The 22,656-nt window shown below is 39.2% G+C and carries 18 protein-coding genes; 12 read left to right on the top strand and 6 right to left on the bottom strand.

Going from position 1 to position 22,656, the window contains the following annotated elements; all coding sequences use genetic code 11:
- Positions 1-112: 112 nt before the first annotated feature.
- Positions 113-1,993, top strand: coding sequence for a protein kinase domain-containing protein (locus tag AC0UA9_RS14925; protein ID WP_475661143.1), 1,881 nt, complete (start codon positions 113-115; stop codon positions 1,991-1,993).
- Between the two features lie 41 nt (positions 1,994-2,034).
- Here AC0UA9_RS14925 and AC0UA9_RS14930 read toward each other — a convergent pair whose 3' ends face one another.
- Positions 2,035-3,378 (bottom strand): anti-phage deoxyguanosine triphosphatase, encoded by a 1,344-nt coding sequence (locus AC0UA9_RS14930; protein ID WP_475661144.1) that lies wholly within the window; start codon positions 3,376-3,378, stop codon positions 2,035-2,037.
- A 207-nt stretch (positions 3,379-3,585) separates the two neighbouring features.
- Between AC0UA9_RS14930 and AC0UA9_RS14935 the strand changes: the two genes are divergently transcribed.
- Positions 3,586-4,365: a substrate-binding periplasmic protein gene (locus AC0UA9_RS14935; RefSeq protein WP_475661145.1), complete on the top strand. Its 780-nt coding sequence runs from the start codon at positions 3,586-3,588 to the stop codon at positions 4,363-4,365.
- Positions 4,366-4,412: 47 nt separating this feature from the next.
- On the opposite strand, the gene cmoB is transcribed toward AC0UA9_RS14935, so the two are convergent.
- Both cmoB and cmoA read right to left on the bottom strand, forming a co-directional pair.
- Positions 4,413-5,378, bottom strand: a complete 966-nt coding sequence (cmoB, locus tag AC0UA9_RS14940) for a tRNA 5-methoxyuridine(34)/uridine 5-oxyacetic acid(34) synthase CmoB (RefSeq protein ID WP_475661146.1) — start codon at positions 5,376-5,378, stop codon at positions 4,413-4,415.
- A 52-nt stretch (positions 5,379-5,430) separates the two neighbouring features.
- On the bottom strand, positions 5,431-6,180 hold the full coding sequence (cmoA, locus tag AC0UA9_RS14945) for a carboxy-S-adenosyl-L-methionine synthase CmoA (protein WP_475661147.1): 750 nt from the start codon (positions 6,178-6,180) through the stop codon (positions 5,431-5,433).
- A gap of 294 nt (positions 6,181-6,474) precedes the next feature.
- Between cmoA and aspS the strand changes: the two genes are divergently transcribed.
- Positions 6,475-8,253: an aspartate--tRNA ligase gene (aspS, locus tag AC0UA9_RS14950; protein ID WP_475661148.1), complete on the top strand. Its 1,779-nt coding sequence runs from the start codon at positions 6,475-6,477 to the stop codon at positions 8,251-8,253.
- Between the two features lie 65 nt (positions 8,254-8,318).
- Entirely contained in the window at positions 8,319-8,846 is a 528-nt protein-coding gene (gene ruvC / locus AC0UA9_RS14955; protein ID WP_475661151.1) for a crossover junction endodeoxyribonuclease RuvC, read from the top strand.
- A gap of 42 nt (positions 8,847-8,888) precedes the next feature.
- Here ruvC and AC0UA9_RS14960 read toward each other — a convergent pair whose 3' ends face one another.
- Positions 8,889-10,016 carry a Gfo/Idh/MocA family protein gene (locus AC0UA9_RS14960; RefSeq protein WP_475661175.1) on the bottom strand — a complete coding sequence of 376 codons (1,128 nt, stop codon included), beginning with the start codon at positions 10,014-10,016 and terminating at the stop codon, positions 8,889-8,891.
- A gap of 214 nt (positions 10,017-10,230) precedes the next feature.
- On the opposite strand from AC0UA9_RS14960, the gene ruvA reads away from it, so the two are divergent.
- Together ruvA and ruvB are read left to right on the top strand one after the other, a co-directional pair.
- Positions 10,231-10,860 carry a Holliday junction branch migration protein RuvA gene (gene ruvA, locus AC0UA9_RS14965; protein WP_475661152.1) on the top strand — a complete coding sequence of 210 codons (630 nt, stop codon included), beginning with the start codon at positions 10,231-10,233 and terminating at the stop codon, positions 10,858-10,860.
- 91 nt (positions 10,861-10,951) lie between these two features.
- Positions 10,952-11,962 carry a Holliday junction branch migration DNA helicase RuvB gene (gene ruvB, locus AC0UA9_RS14970; protein WP_475661154.1) on the top strand — a complete coding sequence of 337 codons (1,011 nt, stop codon included), beginning with the start codon at positions 10,952-10,954 and terminating at the stop codon, positions 11,960-11,962.
- A gap of 55 nt (positions 11,963-12,017) precedes the next feature.
- On the opposite strand, the gene AC0UA9_RS14975 is transcribed toward ruvB, so the two are convergent.
- A complete protein-coding gene (locus AC0UA9_RS14975; RefSeq protein ID WP_475661156.1) occupies positions 12,018-12,527 on the bottom strand; it encodes a DUF2062 domain-containing protein in 510 nt (169 codons plus the stop codon).
- 83 nt (positions 12,528-12,610) lie between these two features.
- Here AC0UA9_RS14975 and AC0UA9_RS14980 point away from each other — a divergent pair, with 83 nt between their 5' ends.
- The 5 genes from AC0UA9_RS14980 to kdsB all read left to right on the top strand — a co-directional run bounded on the left by AC0UA9_RS14980 (position 12,611) and on the right by kdsB (position 19,439).
- A complete protein-coding gene (locus AC0UA9_RS14980; protein WP_475661158.1) occupies positions 12,611-15,175 on the top strand; it encodes a DNA internalization-related competence protein ComEC/Rec2 in 2,565 nt (854 codons plus the stop codon).
- A gap of 79 nt (positions 15,176-15,254) precedes the next feature.
- A complete protein-coding gene (locus AC0UA9_RS14985; protein ID WP_475661160.1) occupies positions 15,255-17,084 on the top strand; it encodes an ABC transporter transmembrane domain-containing protein in 1,830 nt (609 codons plus the stop codon).
- 109 nt (positions 17,085-17,193) lie between these two features.
- On the top strand, positions 17,194-18,228 hold the full coding sequence (lpxK, locus tag AC0UA9_RS14990) for a tetraacyldisaccharide 4'-kinase (protein WP_475661163.1): 1,035 nt from the start codon (positions 17,194-17,196) through the stop codon (positions 18,226-18,228).
- A gap of 84 nt (positions 18,229-18,312) precedes the next feature.
- On the top strand, positions 18,313-18,540 hold the full coding sequence (locus tag AC0UA9_RS14995) for a Trm112 family protein (RefSeq protein WP_475661165.1): 228 nt from the start codon (positions 18,313-18,315) through the stop codon (positions 18,538-18,540).
- 5 nt (positions 18,541-18,545) lie between these two features.
- Positions 18,546-19,439, top strand: coding sequence for a 3-deoxy-manno-octulosonate cytidylyltransferase (gene kdsB / locus AC0UA9_RS15000; protein ID WP_475661166.1), 894 nt, complete (start codon positions 18,546-18,548; stop codon positions 19,437-19,439).
- Between the two features lie 11 nt (positions 19,440-19,450).
- On the opposite strand, the gene AC0UA9_RS15005 is transcribed toward kdsB, so the two are convergent.
- Positions 19,451-20,416: an integron integrase gene (locus tag AC0UA9_RS15005; protein WP_475661168.1), complete on the bottom strand. Its 966-nt coding sequence runs from the start codon at positions 20,414-20,416 to the stop codon at positions 19,451-19,453.
- 256 nt (positions 20,417-20,672) lie between these two features.
- Here AC0UA9_RS15005 and AC0UA9_RS15010 point away from each other — a divergent pair, with 256 nt between their 5' ends.
- A complete protein-coding gene (locus AC0UA9_RS15010) occupies positions 20,673-22,349 on the top strand; it encodes a hypothetical protein (RefSeq protein ID WP_475661170.1) in 1,677 nt (558 codons plus the stop codon).
- Positions 22,350-22,656 lie beyond the last annotated feature (307 nt).

Genomic DNA, 22,656 nt, shown 5'->3' on the forward strand with positions numbered 1-22,656 from the left:
TAGCCTTAATAGGATTCCAACACATAATAAACGTTGTCAATAGTGTATAAAAAGTTACTATAAAGTGGAACCAATAACACATACTTAAGCTAAGTAAGCAGGCTATATCTTTGTGATAGATCCCCAAACGACAAAAAATACAGAAAAACAGTTACAACATTTCTATATTGCAGAAGAACAATCGATTTATCTGTTAAGTCACAAGGATGCCACAAAATTAAAAAAATGGGTTGTTTTATGCCAAGAGCAACTGAAAGGCTTAGGCTATCGCGAGGTGGCGCTGCTTGGTAAAGGTGCATATGGTTTTGTATTCTCAGCAATTAACAGTGCGCACGAAAATGTGAGTTTTAAGTTTTCACGTCTTAACCTTCCCCAGCACGTACAAGACAGACTGAGTGAAGAGGCTGATATTCAAAGCCAATTAAATCATGCGCAAATACCTAAAGTTATTGATTATCAAAAAATAAAGCGGCAATCAATTTTGCAAATGAGCCGTGCACCGGGTATTGATTTAGAAAAATACTCACATCAACAAGGGCCACTGCCGCCCGAGTTAGTTGTTAGTATTGCGATTCAACTAGCTGAAATAGTACTGTATTTACGTGATGCGCAAGCCCATAAAAATAGTCAGTCACAGGGTAAACCTTATGTGCATGGCGATATTAAACCGTCTAATGTTGTTTTTGATGAAACAACAGGGCTAGTGCAGCTTATTGATTGGGGCTCTTCAGTTGTTGCTCAGCTTGATGTAAATGGCCAAAGCACAAGTAACAATGTAATGGATTTAATGAGCAGTGATTTACAACACAGTAATGCTAGGTTGGGTGATGTATATTTTATCGGACCTGAGCAAATTAACGGTGAATTATCTTCACCACGGTTTGATGAGCAAGGCCTAGCAGCAACATTATACGCAATAGCCTCAGGACAGTCCTGCCGGTATGGCACTAAAATTATTAGCCCTAATTCTCTCGGTTTACCTAAATTATTAGCTAATGTACTCACCGCAATGCTCAGTGATGATGAAAAAACTCGCCGCATGGCAGGAGACTACTTCTTTAATAACTTGTCTTATTTAAAACAAACGGTGTTATCAAATAAGCCAACGGTTATACAGCATGAACCATTGATACCCGTTTGGGTAAAGCCGAAATTACTAAGTAAAGCAGGCGAAATAGACACCGTTGTTTACGGCTCGCGTAAATCATTTTTAAGAGAAGAGGCTGATGGCGATAGCCTAAATGACATAGATGATGCGCAATTAGAAAAATATTATAAGAACTATTTAATGGGCATGGGAGATAACGAAAAAGCCTTTATTGCTGCTTTGGGTCGTTTAGGACATTTCCCAGTAGTCGGTGGATTGGCCATTCGATGGGCTAAAGAAGGGGTTTTTATTGACTCTAATTTAACCTTATTTGACCCCAGTTTAAAAGCCTCTTTTGAAAGTGCGGTAAATAATATGGTACACCTAGCGCAGGGAATTTTTCGTATAGGTGTATTTAAAAGCTGCTTGTTCAATGCACGTAACACATTACACGTTGAGCGCAAAAAACGCACAGATCCTTTTATTGCTAAACCCTCACAAAAAATATTGTTTGAAGTCAGTGATGTGCAAGAGTTAGATGACATTACTCGCGTGCATTCTTATTTTGAAGACGGTAAAGACCCCGACGAATATTTGTATTTGCCAGATGAAATGATGGCAGTGCTGACACGCCTTAACTTAATTCATCATACTGGATGTATTATTTTTGAAGTGTTACCAACACATTTAAAAATACACAGTTACTTAATGCTGCTTAACCATGATAAAAAAGCAGAGTTTAGCCAGTGTTTGGCAGAGCTTTTAGCATTATTACCAACGATTGATGGCATTGGTATTTCAGGTTTTATGAAACTCCCTTATAAAGACACTCGTTTTTTTGAACATATTACCAGTTTGCCTGAGCGTTTTTACCCTAAAAACCCCAAGTTGGGGGCGAGTAACTAAGCCTAACGGTTAATACTTAAACATAAAATAATGTTAAGCAACTAGCTCAAATGATAACTAGTACTCGCATTAGGTAAAAATAAGGTTTGGTAAACACGAGTCGCAAAATCATCAGTCATACCTGCAATGTAATCAGCAATAACGCGGTATTCATTTTCACCATTGTCTTTGGCTTGCTGCCAACGTTTAGCACTGTTATTAGGGAGTAACCTTAAAGGATCGGACGATAGCGCTTCAAATAACTCCATTACTATTTGCTGGCCTCTGTATTCAAGCCGTTGAATACTTGTTTGTTTTATAACAAAATTATAAACAAAATCTTTAAATATTTTTAATGCTTGCATAGTTACCTTAGGTAAGGTGGCATTATATTGTAATAACGGCTCGGCAAAATTAACCTCGTTATTATCAGCGTTTAAATCGGTTAGTTCAATTGCGGTAATCAGGTAATTCACTAAGCCACCAATCGCCTCTTTTTGTAAGTAATGCTGCTCACTGAACAAGTGATTAGTTAAGGTTTTGCAATAGTTACAGAGCCAAGCATCGTCTAATAACTGTAGCTTTTTAATCACGTGAGTGTCAAAATCATGTTGGTTAACAACGCCGGTAACAATCGCGTCTTCAAGGTCGTGAATGCCGTAAGCAATATCATCTGCAAGTTCCATAATAGAGCAATCAAGGGATTTAAACCGTGTTTTACTGTGTCCGTCTTGTTTAGGGGTGAACTGTTGAAATAATTGCCTGTCTGTTATGGATAAAGGCGCTAGCAACCAGTCAATAATATCTTGGTCATCACAATACAAACCTTTAGGTGGGTGCCACTCACTGGCTTTTAGCTGTCTAAAGTTATGAATAGTTTTGTGATTGTTCGGCTTATTAAGCAGCGCTATCGTTTGTGGGTATTTAAGTAAGCCTAATAAGGTTCTACGGCTTAAATTCATCCCGTGGTGCTCGCTAAAAGGCTCTAGGCGAGCAACTATTCTAAACGTTTGTCCATTACCTTCAAAACCGCCATAGTCCCGCATCATATAATGTAAAGCCACTTCACCACCATGGCCAAAAGGCGGATGGCCTATATCATGGGCTAAACAAAGGGCTTCAATTAGGCTGTCAGAGGTTGGAAATAATACTTGGCAAAGTGTAGGGTACTTACCACGCAGCTGTGCCGTAATGCCAGAGCCAATTTGGGCTGCTTCAAGCGAGTGCGTTAAGCGTGTACGATAAAAGTCACTTTGACCGCTGCCCATTACTTGTGTTTTTGATTGTAAACGTCTAAAAGCAGCAGAATGAAGTATGCGGGCCCGATCTCGTTGAAAAGGGTCGCGGTGATCATCTCTACGCTGGGCAACATGGGATAATCGACGTTCAAACCATATGTTTGACATAATTTCCTTAATTAAAATATTATTTGTTAGCACGGGTGTAAAAAAAACTGTTAAAATAGCATGAGTTTTGTATCAATAATAAAATATTGAGCATAATGCATTTTATATTAACACTATATAAACACGTATCTAAATATGATAGTAGCATGAAATAAAGGAGTAAAAATGAGACAAGGTTATTTTATTTATTAGCGAAGGAGTCAGTTTTTGAAAATTTATTTGTGGCCAGTATTAGCTTTGTTTTCGATGTTAGCGGCAGTTACTTTTGCACAAACATTTTCGGATACAACCACAGCCACACAAGTTTTAGCACCTACAAAAGAAAACAGCAAAACCATAGTGACCGGCTTAAATAAGCCCCCTTACGTGATAGAAGCAAGTAGTAGTGGTGTTCAGATCGACTTATTTAGCGCAGCTTTTAAAACTGCAGGCGTTAAGCTAAATTTTATTCATATTCCCTTTGGACGAACTCCCACAGGTTATCAGCAATTTCATGCTGATGGCTTGTTAACGGTATTATCTGATGCCAAATTTCCGCAAATGTACATCAGTCGACCTTATATTTATTATCAAAATGTCGCGGTAAGTTTGTTAGCTAGTGGTGATTCTATTCAAAAATTAAGCGATTTGTCTGGTAAAAATGTTATTGCTTTTCAAAGCGCTAAACAATATTTAGGCAAACAATACGAAAAGCTTACTGCAGAATTTATGAGTTACCGTGAAATACCAGAGCAAGACAAACAGATTGAGTCGCTCTTTTTACACCGTGCAGATGTTATTGTATTAGACATTAATATTTTTAAGGCATATTTAAAAGAATACGCGAACAGCGAAATAATTAAACCCTTTAAAATACATTATTTTTTTGATATAAAAGTATATTCCGCCGGTTTTAGAACAAAAGCAATGCGAGACACATTTGACAAAAATATAAAACAAATGCGAGAAAATGGTACTTATCAACTCATTATAGATAAGTACTTTTAATTTTTCAGTTATTGTTAGACAAGATCTTAATGGTTATTGGCAGCTATTTACACGTTAGCAATAAATATAGCCCGTTGCGGGGCAGGGTAGCCTTCAATTGTTTTGCTGTTATCATTAGCATCTAAAAAGTCAGACAATGACTCAGTATCAATCCAGTCTGTTTTACGCTGTTCGTCAAGTGCGGTAATATCCGTGTTAACTACCCTAATGTTGCTAAAACCACAACGCGCTAACCAAGCACACATGGCTTTAGCACTGGGTAAAAACCAAACATTGCGCATTTTGGCATAGCGCTCACCGGGTACTAGTACGGTATTTTCATCGCCATCAACAATCAAGGTTTCTAATACTAACTCGCCACCTTTCACTAATTGCGCTTTTAATTGATATAAAAAATCAATAGGTGAGCGGCGGTGATATAAAACCCCCATAGCAAAAACCGTGTCAAAGGCTTTTAGTTCAGGTAATTGTTCAACGCCTAAGGGTAATAAGTTGACGGTTTGGTCTTGAATATAATGTTGTACGGCATTAAATTGCATCAAAAAAAGTTGTGTAGGGTCCACACCAACAACAAAGCTGGCTCCTGCACCGCGCATGCGCCATAAGTGATAACCACTACCGCAGCCTATGTCGAGTACATATTTACCGGTTAAATCACTGATATGCTCAGCCAGGCGATCCCATTTAAAATCACTGCGCCATTCAGTGTCGATATGTAAACCATGAATATGATACGGGCCTTTACGCCAAGGTTTAAATTTCTTCATTAAGTTTTCTAAGCGTTTTTCTTCACCAGGGGATAAATCACCTTTACTGCCCACAGTAACGCTTGTGGTTAAATCTACGTCGCTACTGCGCGCATAAGGTAAGGCTTCTAGCGTTTTTTGCCAATGTTTAAATTCACCATGTAATGCATTCTTTTGCCAATGATCAAGTTGGCCAGGTAGGGTGTTTAGCCAATGGCTTAAACGATTAGTGGCGATTTGCTGATAAAACTTACTGAAATCTGTCATAGAAATTTATCTTAATTAGAGGAGGATGTTAACCATAATAGTTGGCGTTGTATTATTTTATCGCGATAAGTGAGACAAAGTTAAAACACTGAAACCAAGGCGATATATGGCTAAAACCAGCGCCTTTTAAACGTTGTATATGTTGTTCTAGCGAGTCGGTACGCATTACGTTTTCTAACGCAGTACGCTTTTGGGCAACCTCTAGTTCGCTATAACCGTTCGCTCTTTTAAAATCGTGATGTAAATCAATTAAGTGTTCGTCAATAGTGGCATCGCCATGGGATATTTTTTCTGAAATAACCAGTATGCCACCGTTATTAATACCACGCGCAATGTTATTAATTAATGCTTGACGATCTGCTTTATCAACAAACTGTAAAGTGAAGTTTAACACCACCATTGAAGCATTATTAATGTGGACATCTTGAATATTCGCTTCCATGACTTCTACGGGAGTTTCGCCTTTAAAAGCATTGATATGCATACTGCAACGTTTAATCATTGCGGGGGAATTGTCCACCGCTATAATTTTACAGGGAGTGTTTTTTATGTTTTTACGCATGGCTAGGGTTGCCGCGCCTAGTGAACAGCCTAAATCATAAATAAGGGTATCTTTTTGCACAAAGCGTTGGCTCAAGCGGCCGATAGTATCAATAATGGTATTATAGCCCGGTACAGAGCGTGAAATCATGTCGGGGAAAACTTCTACAACTTGCGCGTCAAAGGCAAAGTCTTTGACTTGTGCATGCGGGTTAGAATAAATTAAATCAGTCTGGCTTGAGTGCTCGTTAAAGTTGTCCATGGCGTTCATTATGTCGTAATTACGGTTGGCTCTATTTTACCTGATCTCAAGTCGATATATAAGCCAATATGTTCGCTAAGATAAAATCACGGGGGTAAAAAACCGATAACGAGCAACAAATATCCCCGGATAATCATCAAGAGCAACTTAATGAAATAATCACTCGGCGTTGGGGTGACATTAGTAACGATTGCTTTATAATATGCGGCATTTATAGGCTTGCGCTAATTTATTTATGCGTTGTTAAAGAGTTATCTGCAAGCAAAAGTTTCTATTATTATCAAGGCAAAAACTATGCGTAGTCTTTATTGTGGTGAGGTGAATGAATCTCATGTGGGTCAAGAGGTCACTCTTTGTGGCTGGGTCAACCGTCGTCGTGACTTAGGTGCTGTTATCTTTTTAGATCTTCGTGATCGTGAAGGGGTAGTCCAAGTGGTTTATGATCCTGATTTACCCGAAGTGCTTGCCATCGCCAATACCTTACGTAATGAATTTTGTGTGCAATTAACAGGTAAAGTACGCGCCCGTCCTGAAGGCCAAGTAAATAAAGACATGAAAACCGGCGCTATTGAAGTGTTAGGTTTAGAGCTCACCATTTTAAATAAATCAGCACCATTACCGTTAGATTCAAACCAAACCAATTCAGAAGAGCAGCGGTTAAAATACCGTTACCTTGATTTACGCCGCACAGAAATGACAGAGCGCTTACGCTTTCGTGCAAAAGTAACCTCAAAAGTACGTAGCTCGTTAGAAAACTTGGGCTTTTTAGATATTGAAACACCTATTTTAACCGCGGCAACACCTGAAGGCGCGCGTGACTACTTAGTACCAAGCCGTACTCACAAGGGTAAGTTTTTTGCTTTGCCACAATCACCTCAGTTATTTAAACAACTGTTGATGATGTCTGGCATGGAGCGCTACTATCAAATTGTTAAATGTTTTCGTGATGAAGACTTACGTGCCGATAGACAACCTGAGTTTACCCAAATAGATATTGAAACCTCGTTTATGTCAAGCGATCAAGTGATGGCGGTAACCGAAACTATGATCCGTGAGCTATTTCAAGAAATGCTGGGTGTTGACTTAGGTGAATTCCCTCGTATGCCATTTTCTGAAGCAATGGCGCGTTTTGGCTCAGACAAACCAGATTTGCGTAATCCATTAGAGCTGGTTGATGTTGCCGACATAGTCAAAGACGTAGAATTTAAAGTGTTTTCAGGCCCTGCTAATGACGAAAATGGTCGTGTAGCAGTAATTTGTGTCCCTAATGGCGCAGCCAGTTTCTCACGCAAAGGCATTGATGATTTAACTAAATTTGTTGGGGTGTATGGCGCTAAAGGCATGCCATGGATGAAAGTAAACGACATTGACGCAGCATTAGCTACGGGTGTTGAAGGTTTGCAATCTCCTATTTTAAAATTCTTATCAGCCGATGCAGCCAAAGCATTACTTGAGCGTGTTAATGCTAAAACTGGGGATATTATTTTCTTCGGTGCCGACACATATAATGTGGTCAGTGAAGCACTGGGTGCATTACGTTTAAAAATTGGTGAAGATCTAAACTTGCTTGAAGGTGAGTGGAAGCCATTATGGGTTGTTGATTTTCCAATGTTTGAAGAAATAGATGGCCGTATGCACGCCTTGCATCATCCCTTTACTGCACCCACTAATTTAACGCCAGCTCAGCTTGAAGCCAACCCACTCGGTGCATTATCTGATGCCTACGACATGGTATTAAATGGCTGTGAATTAGGCGGAGGATCCGTACGTATTCATCAGCAAGACATGCAATCTGCCGCCTTTAGAATTTTAGGTATTGAAGAAGAAGAAGCCCAAGAAAAATTTGGTTTCTTACTTGAAGCCTTACAATATGGTGCGCCGCCGCACGCTGGGCTTGCTTTTGGGCTTGATCGCTTAGTGATGCTCATGACAGGCACAACCTCAATTCGTGAGGTAATGGCCTTCCCTAAAACAACCACTGCAGCTTGTCCGTTAACAAACGCACCAGGTAATGCTAATCCAGAGCAGTTGGCTGAATTAGGTATAAAAAAAGTGGAAAAAAGCGCTGAATAATTTAGCGGCTAGGCGCTAGAACATATCACTTTTGGAAGTATAATCTAGCACTTTAGGCCTATTTTATGACAATTATATTAGGGATTGACCCCGGCTCACGCTTTACCGGCTACGGGGTTATTAAACACGAAAACCGCACCTATACTTACCTTGGTAGTGGCTGTATTAAAGCCCTTAGCCAAGGTGAAGATCTTGGCTCACGCTTGCAAACCATTTTTGCGGGTGTGTCTGAGATTATCTTACAATTTCAGCCCGACATGTTTGCTATTGAACAAGTGTTTATGGCAAAAAATCCTGACTCAGCACTCAAACTTGGCCAAGCACGTGGCGCGGCTATTGTGGCTGCAACCAATAATGCCTTACAAATTGCTGAGTACTCAGCCAGACAAATTAAACAAGCGGTTGTTGGTACAGGGTCTGCAGATAAAACTCAAGTACAACACATGGTAAAGAATATTCTTAAATTACCAGGGACACCGCAGGCTGATGCTGCAGACGCACTTGCAGTGGCGCTATGCCATGCTAATAGTCACCAAAGTTTGGCGAAATTAGCAGGACAAGCACAAAAAACAGTACGAAAACGATTAAGGTAACGGATAGCTTGCTTGTTTACTGAGATATAGCCTCACTAGCACCTAATGTTCTACCTGATCATTCGGGTAAACCACACCTATTTTTTTACGTGCTTGGTCAATAATCGAAAGCACTTGCCGACTTAACTCCCAGGTTGTTACAGGTGATTGTAATGCATCAATATTCACTGTTTTTATGGGTTGCTGTAGTGCTTTATGGTTTTTAACCAGTGCAATAAAGTGAGAAATTTCGTAACTCATGGGGTGGTAATCTTTATTTCTTTCTTCTTGCACAACTTTACTTTTACTGGCGTTTTGCGGTTTTTGCTCAACATCATGCCCGCTAAGTAACTCATAAGTGCCGTCATTTAAAAATAATTCAACTTTACTCATCAAGGCAACAAATTCAATTTTAAGCCGACCGAGTTCGCCTTGAAATTCTACAAAATTTTCGCCATTAGAAATTTTTGAAAAGCCAATACTGGCCACTTTATCGCCATAATCTAATTGTAAGTCACCTGCGCCATCAACGCCTGTTGCTAACATTACGCCTTGCGCAGAAATAGATTTAGGCTCACCCCACAAAGCAATAACCGGATAAAGTGGGTATATACCAATATCAATTAACGCGCCGTTGGCAAATTCAGGCAAGAAAGTATTCGGTACTTGCTCAACTTTATTTTGGGCCAACGATTCAAGTGCTAGGCTGTACCTTGAGCTGTATTGGCAATACTGGCCAAAATATTTACGCGCTGTACCAATACGCGGTAGATTTTGTTTTAGCAAAGTAAAGTTGGGTAAATGCAAACTCATTAATGCTTCCATAAAGCAGCGATTGTTTTCTATTGCCGCTGATAATATATCACTTAACTCATTGCTACTTGCGGCACTTGGTTTTTCACCTAACACATGTTTACCCGCATTTAAGCATTCAATAGCCTGTTTGGCATGTAAACTATTAGGAGAAGCAATATAGACAGCATCAATATTTTCATCTTCAAGCATAAGGGTTAGGTCAGTATATACTTTAACGTTAGCGTCGTTATTTATATGGCTATATTGTAAAGCCTTCGCTGCTCCTGTTGCTTGATGACGAGAATATATGGCGTAAAAATTAAAACTCTCAACCGCTGCTGCAGCGGTTAAAAACGTATCAACAATAAAGTTACTGCCAATAATGGCCATGTTAATTTTTTGCTTGTGTGGGTTCATCATTTTTAGTGGTATATCCAGTTTATTTTACGTTAGCGTTATACAGTAACAGTTGGCTAACGTTTAATGTATGCATGCCTTAAAATATCAGAAAAGCGAAACAAACTAAAATATTCATCTGCTTAAAGAGGTTTACTGTATAAATATCTAGTGGTATGATTTTGTCATCTTAATTATTTTTTAGGTTTATGTTGTGATTGGTCGTTTAACGGGGACCTTAGTTGAAAAATTCCCCCCTGAAATTCTAATAGAGTGCGCTGGTGTTGGCTACGAAGTTACCATGCCAATGACAAGTATTTATGCTTTACCCGAGCTGAATGAGCAAGCTGTTGTTTATACCCATTTTGTTGTACGTGAAGACGCACAATTATTATATGGCTTTGCCAATACAACAGAGCGAAAGCTGTTTAGGCTTTTGATAAAAGTCAATGGTGTTGGCCCTAAATTAGCGCTGTCGGTGTTATCAGCAATGTCAGCTGATCAATTTGTCAGTTGTGTTGCGCATGATGATCTTTCAGGCATTGTTAAAATCCCCGGTGTTGGTAAAAAAACTGCAGAACGTTTGTTAATTGAAATGCGAGATCGTTTGAAAGACTGGCAAATTACCTCATTAACACCAGCAACAGACGCTATGCCGGTACAGCTTAGTACACAAAATACCTTTGTTAGTGACCCACTACATAACCATAGGGGGGATGCAATTAACGCACTTATTTCATTAGGTTATAAACAGGCGCAAGCAGACAAAGCGGTAAAGCTTGTTTACAGTAAAGATTTGTCAAGCGAAGAAATTATTCGCTTAGCGTTAAAGTCAATGTTATAAGTTTGGTATTTGGTGCGTTAATTTATAAAAATAACCGTATAAGTGTCAGTTTGGCGTAAGCTAGGCGACAAGAAGGTATTTAGGAATCATCATGATAGAAGCAGATCGCTTAATTGAGCCCATAGCCAGTGTAGAAGACGAAGGAGTTGATCGCGCCATTCGTCCTAAAATGCTCACTGACTATACCGGCCAAGCGCACGTAAAAGCACAAATGGAAATATTTATTCCTGCGGCTAAAAAGCGTGAGGAGCCATTAGACCATTTACTTATTTTTGGCCCGCCAGGCTTGGGTAAAACTACCTTGGCCAACATTGTTGCTAATGAAATGGGGGTGAACATTCGTACCACTTCAGGCCCAGTATTAGAAAAAGCCGGTGATTTAGCAGCGCTATTAACAAACTTAGAAGAAAACGATATTTTATTTATTGATGAAATACATCGTTTAAGCCCCGTTGTAGAAGAAATCCTTTACCCCGCAATGGAAGATTACCAGCTTGATATTATGATTGGTGAAGGCCCAGCCGCTCGATCCATTAAATTAGACTTACCGCCTTTTACCTTAATTGGTGCAACTACCCGAGCAGGGGCATTAACCTCACCACTAAGGGATAGGTTTGGCATTGTTCAACGATTAGAGTTTTATAATGTGCAAGACCTAACCACCATTGTTAAACGCTCAGCACACTTCTTAAACCTAAACGTGGACCAAGCAGGGGCTTTTGAAGTGGCGCGCCGTGCCCGCGGTACACCACGTATTGCTAATAGGTTACTAAGGCGTGTACGAGATTATGCTGACATTAAAACCCACGGTTTAGTTAATAAAGCAACGGCAGCAGCAGCCCTTGATATGCTCGAAGTGGACAATGAAGGCTTTGATGTTATGGATAGAAAACTGCTACATGCCATTATTGATAAATTTATGGGCGGCCCTGTAGGGCTTGATAATGTAGCCGCAGCAATTGGTGAAGAGCGAGAAACCATAGAAGATGTACTTGAGCCGTTTTTGATCCAACAAGGTTTTTTACAACGTACCCCTCGTGGCAGAATAGCTACAGACCGAGCGTACCAGCATTTTTCAATAACGCGTCCAGAAGTTAATTGATCGCCTATTTGGTTTGGGCTCATAATGCCTACCCTTAATTTTTTAATTACATGCTTTATTTTTTATTACGTTTTTTCCATGCTTTTACCGCGTTATAACGCCATAAACTATGAATGCCAATATAACCTAATACAGAAAATGTTACCGCTAAAACCCCACAACCTAACAAAAATGCCGGGCCAATGCTTGACAAACTACTTGTCACCCACTGCCAATTTGCTTCAAATTTAAACTCTTGCGCGGGGACATTTATTAACCATGCCCCGACAAGATAACAAGCATAAAATATTGCCGGCATAGTTAATGGGTTGGTTAGCCATACAAGGGCAACCGAAAGGGGTAAATTTGAATGCACTAAAATAGCTGTACCTGCTGCTAAAATCATTTGAAACGGCACAGGAATAAAAGCGAAAAACAAACCAACGGCAAATGCTTTTGCCACCGAATGGCGATTCAGGTGCCATAAGTTTGGATTGTGCAACAGTTGACCAAAAATTTTTAAATGTTTATTGTCTTTAATGCGCTGAGGATCTGGCATAAAGCGCCTAATGGTTTTTTTTGGCATATACTTACTATTAGATTGACGTTTATATTGCAGTTAACTTGTTAACTAACACAGTAATTTATACAGGGAGTGTTTAATTCACTATGGATTGGTGGCTAGCGTGTTTTTTTCTGGGTGCTATATTCTCACTATTCTTACCAATAGTGCCAGATCTTTTTGTGCTATTTTTACTTCTCTTACTTTCTATTGCTTTTTTTTACTACCCATTTAGTTCAAGCGCCCCATACAAACCGCTAAGAAGCAGTGCTGGGCTATTGTTTGGTGCAAGTTGGCTGCTATTTAATGCATTTAACTTTCAACACCAATGGCAAGAAAACCAGTTAAATATAAAAGAGTTATCAACTGAAACCCAATGGATACAAGGCGAGGTCTTAAGTTTATATTCACCTTTAGTCATCGATGAGTTAACAAAAAGCACAGCCAGCATAAACAAAACAATAACAACCGATAAGCAAACTGGTTTGGAAAAGAAAGTAACCATAGCACGGGTGAATAATAAATTACGCTTCAACATTAAAGTGACTCACCTTAATAATATCAAATTAGCGCAAGAAGTGCAGCTAAGATTAAGTTGGGAAAATGCAACCTTCGCCCTACAACAAGGGCAAATAGTTTCTTTAAAAGTAAAGTTTAAACCGACGCATGGTTTAGCTAATTTAGGCGGTTTTAGTTACCAAACTTGGTTAAACAGTAAAAGCATTAACGCTACGGGTTATGTTATTAACCATAAAAATAATACATTACTCAGCCTTAACAAAACGCTTCGCCAGCAGTTTTTCAGTGATTATAAAAGCACTTTATTTAATTATCAGGCTGAGCACCCACTGTCTCCTTTGTTGTTGGCATTAGGTTTTGGCTCTCGTGCTGACTTAACCCAAGATTTATGGCAAGTATTACAAGCCACAGGTACTGGGCATTTAATTGCGATTTCTGGATTGCACATTGGCTTGGTGGCCACTGGCAGCTTTTATATTGTTATGTTAATCATCCGCGCTTTGCCATTACGGTTTTTTGTTAACAGTTACCCATTGCAAACCATTAATAACAGGTATTATGCTATCGCCCTAAGTATGCTGGCTGCAATGAGCTACGGTTATTTAGCGGGGTTTTCTTTGCCTACTATTCGCGCTTTGGTGATGTTGGCTATTTATTGGGGAACACGTTTACTCGCTATAAAAATATCGGTAACACGATGGTTGTTACTCACCTTGTTCGTTATAACCCTAACAACACCGTTTAGTTTATTTACGGCAAGCTTTTGGCTGTCTCTGTATGCGGTTACGGTTATTTTTCTTACCTTGTGGCGTTTTAAAAATAGTATTGCTACAGGTAGCCCAGGTTGGCGATTTATCAAAGGTTTACTGGTTATTCAGTTAAGCTTAACCGTGTTATTACTGCCAATAAGTGCTATGTTTTTTCAGCAAATATCCGCTGTCGCCTTATTTGCAAACATTATTGCTGTGCCGTGGATGAGTTTTGTAACTATTCCTCTGTGTTTGTTGTCAGTGCTGTTAATGCCAATATCAACAGCCTTGTCTGAATTTTTTATCACGCTAACTTTAGAAACATTACAGTGGCTTTGGCTTTACTTAAACTATTTGTCTTCTGTGACATGGGCAGTAATAACCCTGTCTAGCTTACAAGTTTATCTACTTGTATTAGCAGGGGGGCTCAGTATTTTGTCTATATTTTATCAAGCCAAAATCTCCCTTAACAAAAATGTAGTAATGCGCTTGCTTGGTGGCTTAGTGATCCTAACCGCGACGGTTCATTTTTATCAACCAAAAGACGTGAAGCGTGACAAAAACAGCCATTGGCAATTGATTGTGTTTGATGTTGGGCAAGGCTTATCAATTTTGGTACAAAAGCAAGGGCACGCGATTTTGTACGATACAGGCGCAGCTTATCGAAGCGGCTTTAATATGGTGGAAGCTGTTGTTTTACCCTATTTACAATACGCGGGTATAGACCAGCTCGACAAGGTTATCATTAGCCATGGTGATAATGACCACGCTGGCGGTTTAGCAGCGCTGCAAGCGGCAATGACCATAAATACCTTAGTTTATAACGTGAATACAAATGGTAACCAGCAAAACAAGCATGGTGAAAATAGCCATACTCGTCGTAACACAAAAAATAGTAAGCGAGCAACAGCAACTGCACAACATACTGGCCGCTGCCTACAAGGTGACTCCTTTAACTGGCAAGGGCTAACCTTTGAAATGCTGTGGCCTGATACGTTTTCTGCTAACAATAATGATGACTCTTGCGTGATACTTATTTCAGGTAAACACCATAAGGTTTTATTAACAGGCGATATTTCTAAAAAAGTTGAAGATAAATTGATGCAGCAATACCCGCAATTACAAGCAGATATACTTGTTGTGCCGCACCATGGGTCCAAAACGTCCTCAAGTGCAGCTTTTATTAGCCAATTAAACCCTGAACTTGCGCTTGTAAGTGCAGGCTTTTTAAACCGTTGGCGCATGCCAGTACCGGTTGTTGTTCAGCGCTACCAACAGCAAAATATCCCACTACTTAACAATGCCGACACAGGGCAAATTATTGTAGACTTGTCTGAAAAAGGCATCACACCATATACATATCGTGAGCATTTATGGCCATTCTGGTTTGCAAGTTCGCCTTGAATTAGTTGGTTGTTTAGCTAAATTACGTTAAAATTGATTTATTACACTCTTATTCAGATGCAGTGAACCACCTTCTCCCATGGAAAATCCGATAAACGCCACTACGTGGCAAAATTTCAAGCGTCTTCTTGATTACGCAAAGCCTTATAAACTTGGTTTTATTGTCGCTATTATAGGTATGTTAGGTTACGCAGCTATTGATGTGTACTTTCTTTCAAAGTTACAAGCATTAATTGACGAAGGCTTAGCCGGCACAAACCCTGATTTTATGAAATGGGCTCCTGTGTTTGTGGTGGGCGCCTTTGTTTGCCGTGGCATTTTTCACTTTGGTGCTAATTATTGCCTAGCTTGGGTGGGCAACCACGTGGTCACCGACTTAAAGCAAAGTTTGTTTGAGCATATTATGGGAATGCCCGTTGCTTTTCATGATAAAGAATCGACAGGGGGCTTAATTTCTAAACTGACCTACGACACAGAGCAGGTATTAAATTCGGTAAGTAAATCTGTGTTAGTGATTGTTCAGCAAAGTGCTTTTGTGTTGGGGTTAATTGGCTTAATGTTTTATATCAGTTGGCAGCTTTCTATCATTTTTATTTTGATAACCCCTGTGATCGCCATTATTGTTAGCCAGGTTTCAAAACGTTTTCGTAAAATAAGTAAAAGTATTCAAGGTGCTATGGGTGAAGTTACCACAGCAGCAGAGCAAACATTTAATGGCCACAAAGTGGTGTTAACTTTTGGTGGACAAGAAAAAGAGTTTCAACGTTTTCAGCAAATAAATAACCAAAATAGATACCAACGCATGAAGTTGGTAGCAGCGCAAGCCGGCAGCGTGCCTGTAATACAAATTATCGCTTCATTCGCTTTAGCCTTTGTTTTTTATGCCGTAAATTCAGATGCTTTGCGTGACAACATTTCAGCGGGTAGTTTTGTTAGTATTATTACCTATATGGTTATGTTGTTAAGACCCTTAAAGATGCTGACCAATGTTAACAGCGAGTTTCAAAAAGGCATGGCTGCTTGTGTGAGTATATTTTCTGTCTTAGATCAAGAAAAAGAAAAAGATACTGGCAGTAAACCGTTAATTAAAGCACAGGGAAACATCGCCTTTAAAGCGGTTAATTTTGCTTATGATTTTAACCATAATGAAAGTCAAAGCACTACAGGTGCTACAAACAATAACCCTTCAGCTAAAACTGCAGCCAGGCAAAATACAGCAGTAAAATGCCAATGGGCGCTTAATAATGTGTCGTTTGAATTAAACCCAGGCGAAACATTGGCATTAGTAGGGCGCTCAGGTAGTGGTAAATCAACAGCCAGTGCGTTATTACTGCGTTTTTACGATGCAAGCTCAGGAGAAATACTCATTGACGGGGTGAATATTGAAGAATATTCACTCAAGGATTTACGCCGACAATTTGCTTATGTCTCACAAGATGTGGTGCTATTTAACGACAGCCTTGCCAATAACATAGCCTACGGTAAACCAGAAGCGGCCATGGATGAAATAATAGCAGCGGCTAAAAGTGCGCACGTGATGGAATTTGCACAGCAAATGGAACAAGGGTTAGCCACTAATATTGGCGAAAATGGCGCACTGTTGTCAGGTGGACAAAGGCAGCGAGTCGCTATTGCCCGTGCCTTATTATGCGATGCACCTTTTTTAATTTTAGACGAAGCAACGAGCGCATTAGACACAGAGTCAGAGCGCCATATTCAAGATGCATTACAAGCATTGCAAAAAAATAGAACCTCTATTGTTATTGCGCATCGCTTATCAACCATTGAAAGTGCCGATAAAATAATCGTGATGGAGCAGGGGAAAATCATTGAGCAGGGTAACCATCATACGTTATTAGCGAAAGCGGGGGCTTACGCACAACTGCATAGCTTTCAATTTGAGTCATAACCGATGGATTTGTTGCTAATAATAACGTTTTTACTGTGCGTATTTTTTATCACTGTATTTCTACTAGCTAATTTTAACACAAAGCGCTTAACGCTAATGTGGAGTAACTGTGCGACTAATTGAAAAGGTATGGTTTAAAAAGCATCAGGCAAAATATTGGTTAGTGCCGTTATTACTTCCGTTTACGCTATTGTTTTACCTAATAAGCCTAATAAGAAGGGTTGGATTTCGTTGCAATGTGCTGACCGCTTATAAAGTTGATGCACCTGTTATTGTGGTGGGCAACATTAGCGTTGGCGGCAATGGTAAAACGCCAATGGTTATACACCTAGTTGAGCTTTTGAAAATATTAGGGTGTAAACCTGGGGTTATTTCACGTGGTTATGGCGGCAATGCTGATACGTATCCTTACTTATTAAATGAGAGCAGCACAACACAACAAGCCGGTGATGAGCCTATTTTAATTTATCAACGCTGCAACGTACCTGTGGTTGTTGGCGCTGACCGCGTAGCGAATGCACAAAAATTAATAACACAAGGCTGTAATATTATAATTAGCGATGACGGCTTACAGCATTACCGATTACAACGTGATATAGAGCTTGTTATTGTTGATGCCAAGCGCCTTTTTGGTAATGGCTTGTTGCTGCCTGCAGGCCCTTTGCGCGAAGGTGTTTGGCGCTTGCAACAAGCTGATTTAGTTATTTTTAATGGTAATAATTACCCTCAAGTATCTCCTATAAAAAACAAGCCACTTTTAATGGCATTAGCAGCAAGCGAATTAATTAATATTAAAACCGGTGAAAAAAAACTGCTAACTGATTTTTTATCGCAGTGGCAATGTGTTAATGCTATTGCCGGTATTGGCGCGCCGCAGCGTTTTTTTGACACCTTAAAAACGCTTGGCTTTACCTTACAAGAACAACAAGGTTTTATTGACCATAAAAACTTTACCGTGAATGACCTCAAGCAATTTAAAACAGATCTACCACTGTTAATGACAGAAAAAGATGCGGTAAAATGTCGAACATTCGCACAAGCGCATTGGTGGTATTTACCTGTTAGTGCACGCTTTACTGAACAAGACGAACAAGCATTATTACATTGTTTACAAACAAAATTACCCACGCAGTTTAACACTTAGCGGGGTGAACTGGTTTTTAAGACAAAAATTGATATAAATTGGAATTTTCCAACAGAAAAACAAAACAATAAAGAGAGTTTAATTATGGCTTTTGATACAAAATTAATGGAAATATTAGCGTGCCCTGTTTGCAAAGGAAAACTTGATTACAATAAAGAGCAACAAACGCTTATTTGTAAATTTGACAAACTGGCTTATGCCATTGATAAAGGTATTCCGGTACTGCTAGAAAGCGAAGCGCGTCGTATCGACCAAGACGAGACAAATAATAAAGTAAGTAACCCTGTAGACAATTCAGCACAAGAAGGTTAAAAATTATGACTGTTGCCACTACTGTTACAACCAATACCACACCCTTTATTGTTGTTATTCCTGCGCGTTATCAATCAACCCGTTTGCCAGGAAAAGTGTTAGCAGATATTGGCGGTAAACCTATGATTCAATGGGTAGTTGAGCAAGCCCAGTTAAGTGGTGCAAGCCAAGTTATTGTCGCGACCGATAATGACGAGGTTGCCCAAGTAGTAAAAAGTTTTGGCGGTGAAGTATGCAAAACACGCGCAGACCATCAGTCAGGCACTGAACGTTTAGCCGAAGTGATGGAAAAATATCAATTTGGTAATGATGAAATAATTGTGAACGTACAAGGTGATGAGCCCTTTATTCCACCTGAAAATATTGCCCAAGTAGCTTATAACCTAGCGAACCAACCCGTTGATAAATCGTTAAATGCGCATACTGAAAGCGCTGTTAAAAGTAACTTAGCAAACGATACTCAAAGTAATGCATCAAATAAAGTACCAGCCAAAGTGTCACGCATGTCGACCTTAGCCATAAACATTGACACACTAGCAGAGGCGTTCAACCCCAATGCTGTAAAAGTACTCACCGACAAAGACGGCTACGCTCTGTATTTTAGCCGAGCGACAATACCTTATGATAGAGCGCGTTTTCTAGGTAATGACAACATTAGCAGCATTGGCGAAATTTACCTGCGCCATGTTGGCATTTATGCTTACCGAGCAGGTTTCATTAAAGACTATGTTAACTGGCCAGTAAGTGAGTTAGAGCAAATTGAAGCGCTTGAGCAATTAAGAGTGCTTTATCAAGGTGAGCATATTCATGTTGCGGTAGCGAAAAGCAATGTACCGGTTGAGGGGGTAGACACCCCTGAAGATCTTGAAAAAGCCAGAGCCTACGCCGCGACTTTGTAAAACAATGGTGTTTAGATAATGTCAGACAGAGGGCTACGTACACCGTTAGCCCCGTGCTCAAGTACATGAGTATAAATTTGTGTAGTGCGTAAATCGCTGTGACCAAGTTGCTCTTGCACTGTTCTAATATCAGCCCCACGTTGCAGTAAATGCGTTGCAAAAGAATGGCGTAAGGTATGGCAAGTTACATTTTTCTCAATCTTGGCATCTTTAGCTGCTTGTTTAACTGATTTTCTCAGCACAGTTTCATTAATATGGTGCCGACGTAATTTATTTGACTCAGGATCCATTGTTAGTCGAGCTGAAGGAAACAAATAATGCCAACCAAGCTTATTTGGGGCACTTGGGTATTTTTTAGCTAAGGCAAAAGGAAGCCACACACCAGCATAATTAGGGTGCTTTATATCTTGTTGATAACGGCTTGTAGCATGTTTTATTTGTGTCTTTAAGGCGGGAATTAATTCTTTTGCCAGAGTGACACAACGATGTTTCCCACCTTTTCCATTCCAAATATTGACAGATAAATAACTAAAATCAATATCTTGTATTCTAAGTCTTGTTACTTCCATTAACCTCAAGCCACTTCCATACATTAACTGGCACTGCAATAAGTGATTTGCATTGACCAAGACCAATAATGCTTTAACTTCTGTTGTAGTAAGTACCGTGGGTAATTTAGTTTGAATATGGCTCCGATTAAAATTGAGTTCAAGTGTTAGAGGTTGTTGAAGAATATCTTTATATAAAAATGAAAGGGCATTTAATGCTAATGCTTGAGTTTTTGGAGCAACATTTTTGCTATTGCTAAGGTAAGATAAAAAAGTTTCAACTTCTTTGTTGTAACAATCTTTAGGGTGTTTTTTTTGATTGAAAATAATATAAGCTTTTATCCAATAAATATACGACGCTATAGTGCGTTTAGCATACCGCTTCATTTGCATTTGTTCTGCTATGTAAGTCAAAAATTCTGATTTCATAAATATCCTTATTTATTCTTACTTTTTAAAACAGCATAGCTTGTTTGCACACTTTCACCAGAAAAAGTGTAAATTTATTGTGTATTAAATTGTTTTCGATTGTGACACGAAAATAACCAGTTGAAATAAATACATTAAAATTATAGATTACCAAGCAATAAATTAAATGTTAGTTGGTTGTACCTTGCACAAAAAAGGTTTTTATCCAGTCTAATAAGCTGTTAAGTCTACCGTGTGGATCTTCAAGGAAAGATGAATGTCTGAGCCAAATAAAGAACAAATAGAATATGAAGAAAGACTTCGTAGAAGACTGAAAATACTCCAAGAACAAATGAAGCAAGGTAAAATTCATATAGCAGAAGGCTTACAGGTAGCAGATAGCCTTCAAGCAGTTCGTATGGATGCTAATGGAGTTGTCGATTTAGATACTGTTGATGGATTGGTTCGTTCTATGGCTCTTGCTGTGACAGAAATGCACGATAGAGAAGAGCTAAAGAAATTAGCATCATTATCAGAAATTCAAAATTCATATTTTAATTTCTTCGAACAAAATTTTGGTGGTTTTTATAAATTAATGCTCAAGAGGAAGCTTACTCCTCACGATGCTGGTCGAGCTGCAATGCAAAGTGAAGGCTCAATAAGAGAAGTAACCGAAAATTTAGACAAAATTTTAGAATTTATAGAGCAATTTTGGACAGAGCTTGGTGATATTGCACATATCCATGTTGAAGACCAACAAAATAATATTAAAGGAGTATTCGGCGGCGATTTATTTCCTGCGCATGATGAAAATATTGCGTCGAAATGTGGTATTTACACAGATACGATTGTCCTACCTGATCCTTTTCTTCGTTCTAAGCATGTTTTTGAAAAATCAAAACCAGCCGATCAAGCGTATTATCTAATTAAACATGCCATGAACATACTCCAGTATAAAGAGCTGGCTTGTGCAAATGTGGATATCCCCATTGTTGTTGTATTGCCAGATATAGCTGCTTTAGAACAAGAAGAGCGTGAGTTTTTTCATGAGCTTGGTATTTCTGACTCATTAAAACACTCTGAAAGGTTATTTGGTAGAGAATTTGAATCATTAGACGAACTTCTTGAATTTGCTCAGGAACTAGATACCGTTGAAAGAGCAGTTGCGGAGATAGATGATGAATCCAGATTTCTTTTTGATACTGAATGGAAAGGCGATGTTGCAGCTCAGCTCAAGAAAGCAACTGAGTCATCACATACAAGATTGATTGGCACAAACCACCCTGGAATAATTCTAGCTAATCAATCTGTAGGTAGAATGTCAGTTAGTAATGAGCTTTTAATTAAGTCACGTAGATTGAAAGGCTCGCCAATTGTTGATGCTCCAACATCATGGCAATATTTGGTATGGAAAATGGAATACGATTCAAGTGAAGCTGAATCAGCTACTAATGGCAAGGACCTGCATATTATGAGGGGCTTACAAGATCTAGCTGATGGAGATATGGAGTGGTTGGGAAATGTTCCCCCCGCAGCCCTTGTTGAAGTACGTAAGCAAGGTGCAATGGATGAAATTCGTAGCTTACTTGGGAAGGGAGTTGAAGAATTAGTTCAAAGTAACCCGAATAACTTCCATCGTTCAAGAGACCAAATGTTTGACAATATTAATGAAGCGTTTGATAAACATAAAGAAAATATTAAGCAGTTAAGGGCTAAACAATGGAAGTTTGCAGGCACAGATATAGGCTCATGGCTTGTAACTGGTACATTAGGAATAACTGCTGCTGCAACTGGGGCTCCAATATGGGCTATAGCTGCTTTAGGAGCAGATCAAATATTAGATGCTCCTAAATTAAAAAGCATCCCTGCTTCAATAAAATCTTTAATTGAAGAAAATAAAAAAGAACAAATGTCACCAGTAGGAATGTTGTTTAATATCAAGAAGAAGACTTAACAAGCCAATTAAGTGGGACTAAAAACAGTTTGCTCGGTTTCGCTTCGCTACACATTTTAGCAAACAATTTTTAGCCCCTTATTGGGGCGTTGGTATGACTCCCTACGTCAATTAAAACCATAGAATTTTCTGCTTTTTTTCGAGCCATAATCTAATTTTATTCTCAATTAAGTGAGTTAGCGCAGTAGATGAAGCAAGTAATTTCGTCGGTTATCATGCTGATATTCGTGGATTATTAACCTGTTGGTTAACAGCGCCTACCTTACTTGTTCCGTCGTGACACCTGTCTTCAGTCTATGCTCGTGGT

The sequence above is a fragment of the Colwellia sp. F1 genome (assembly GCF_056238625.1).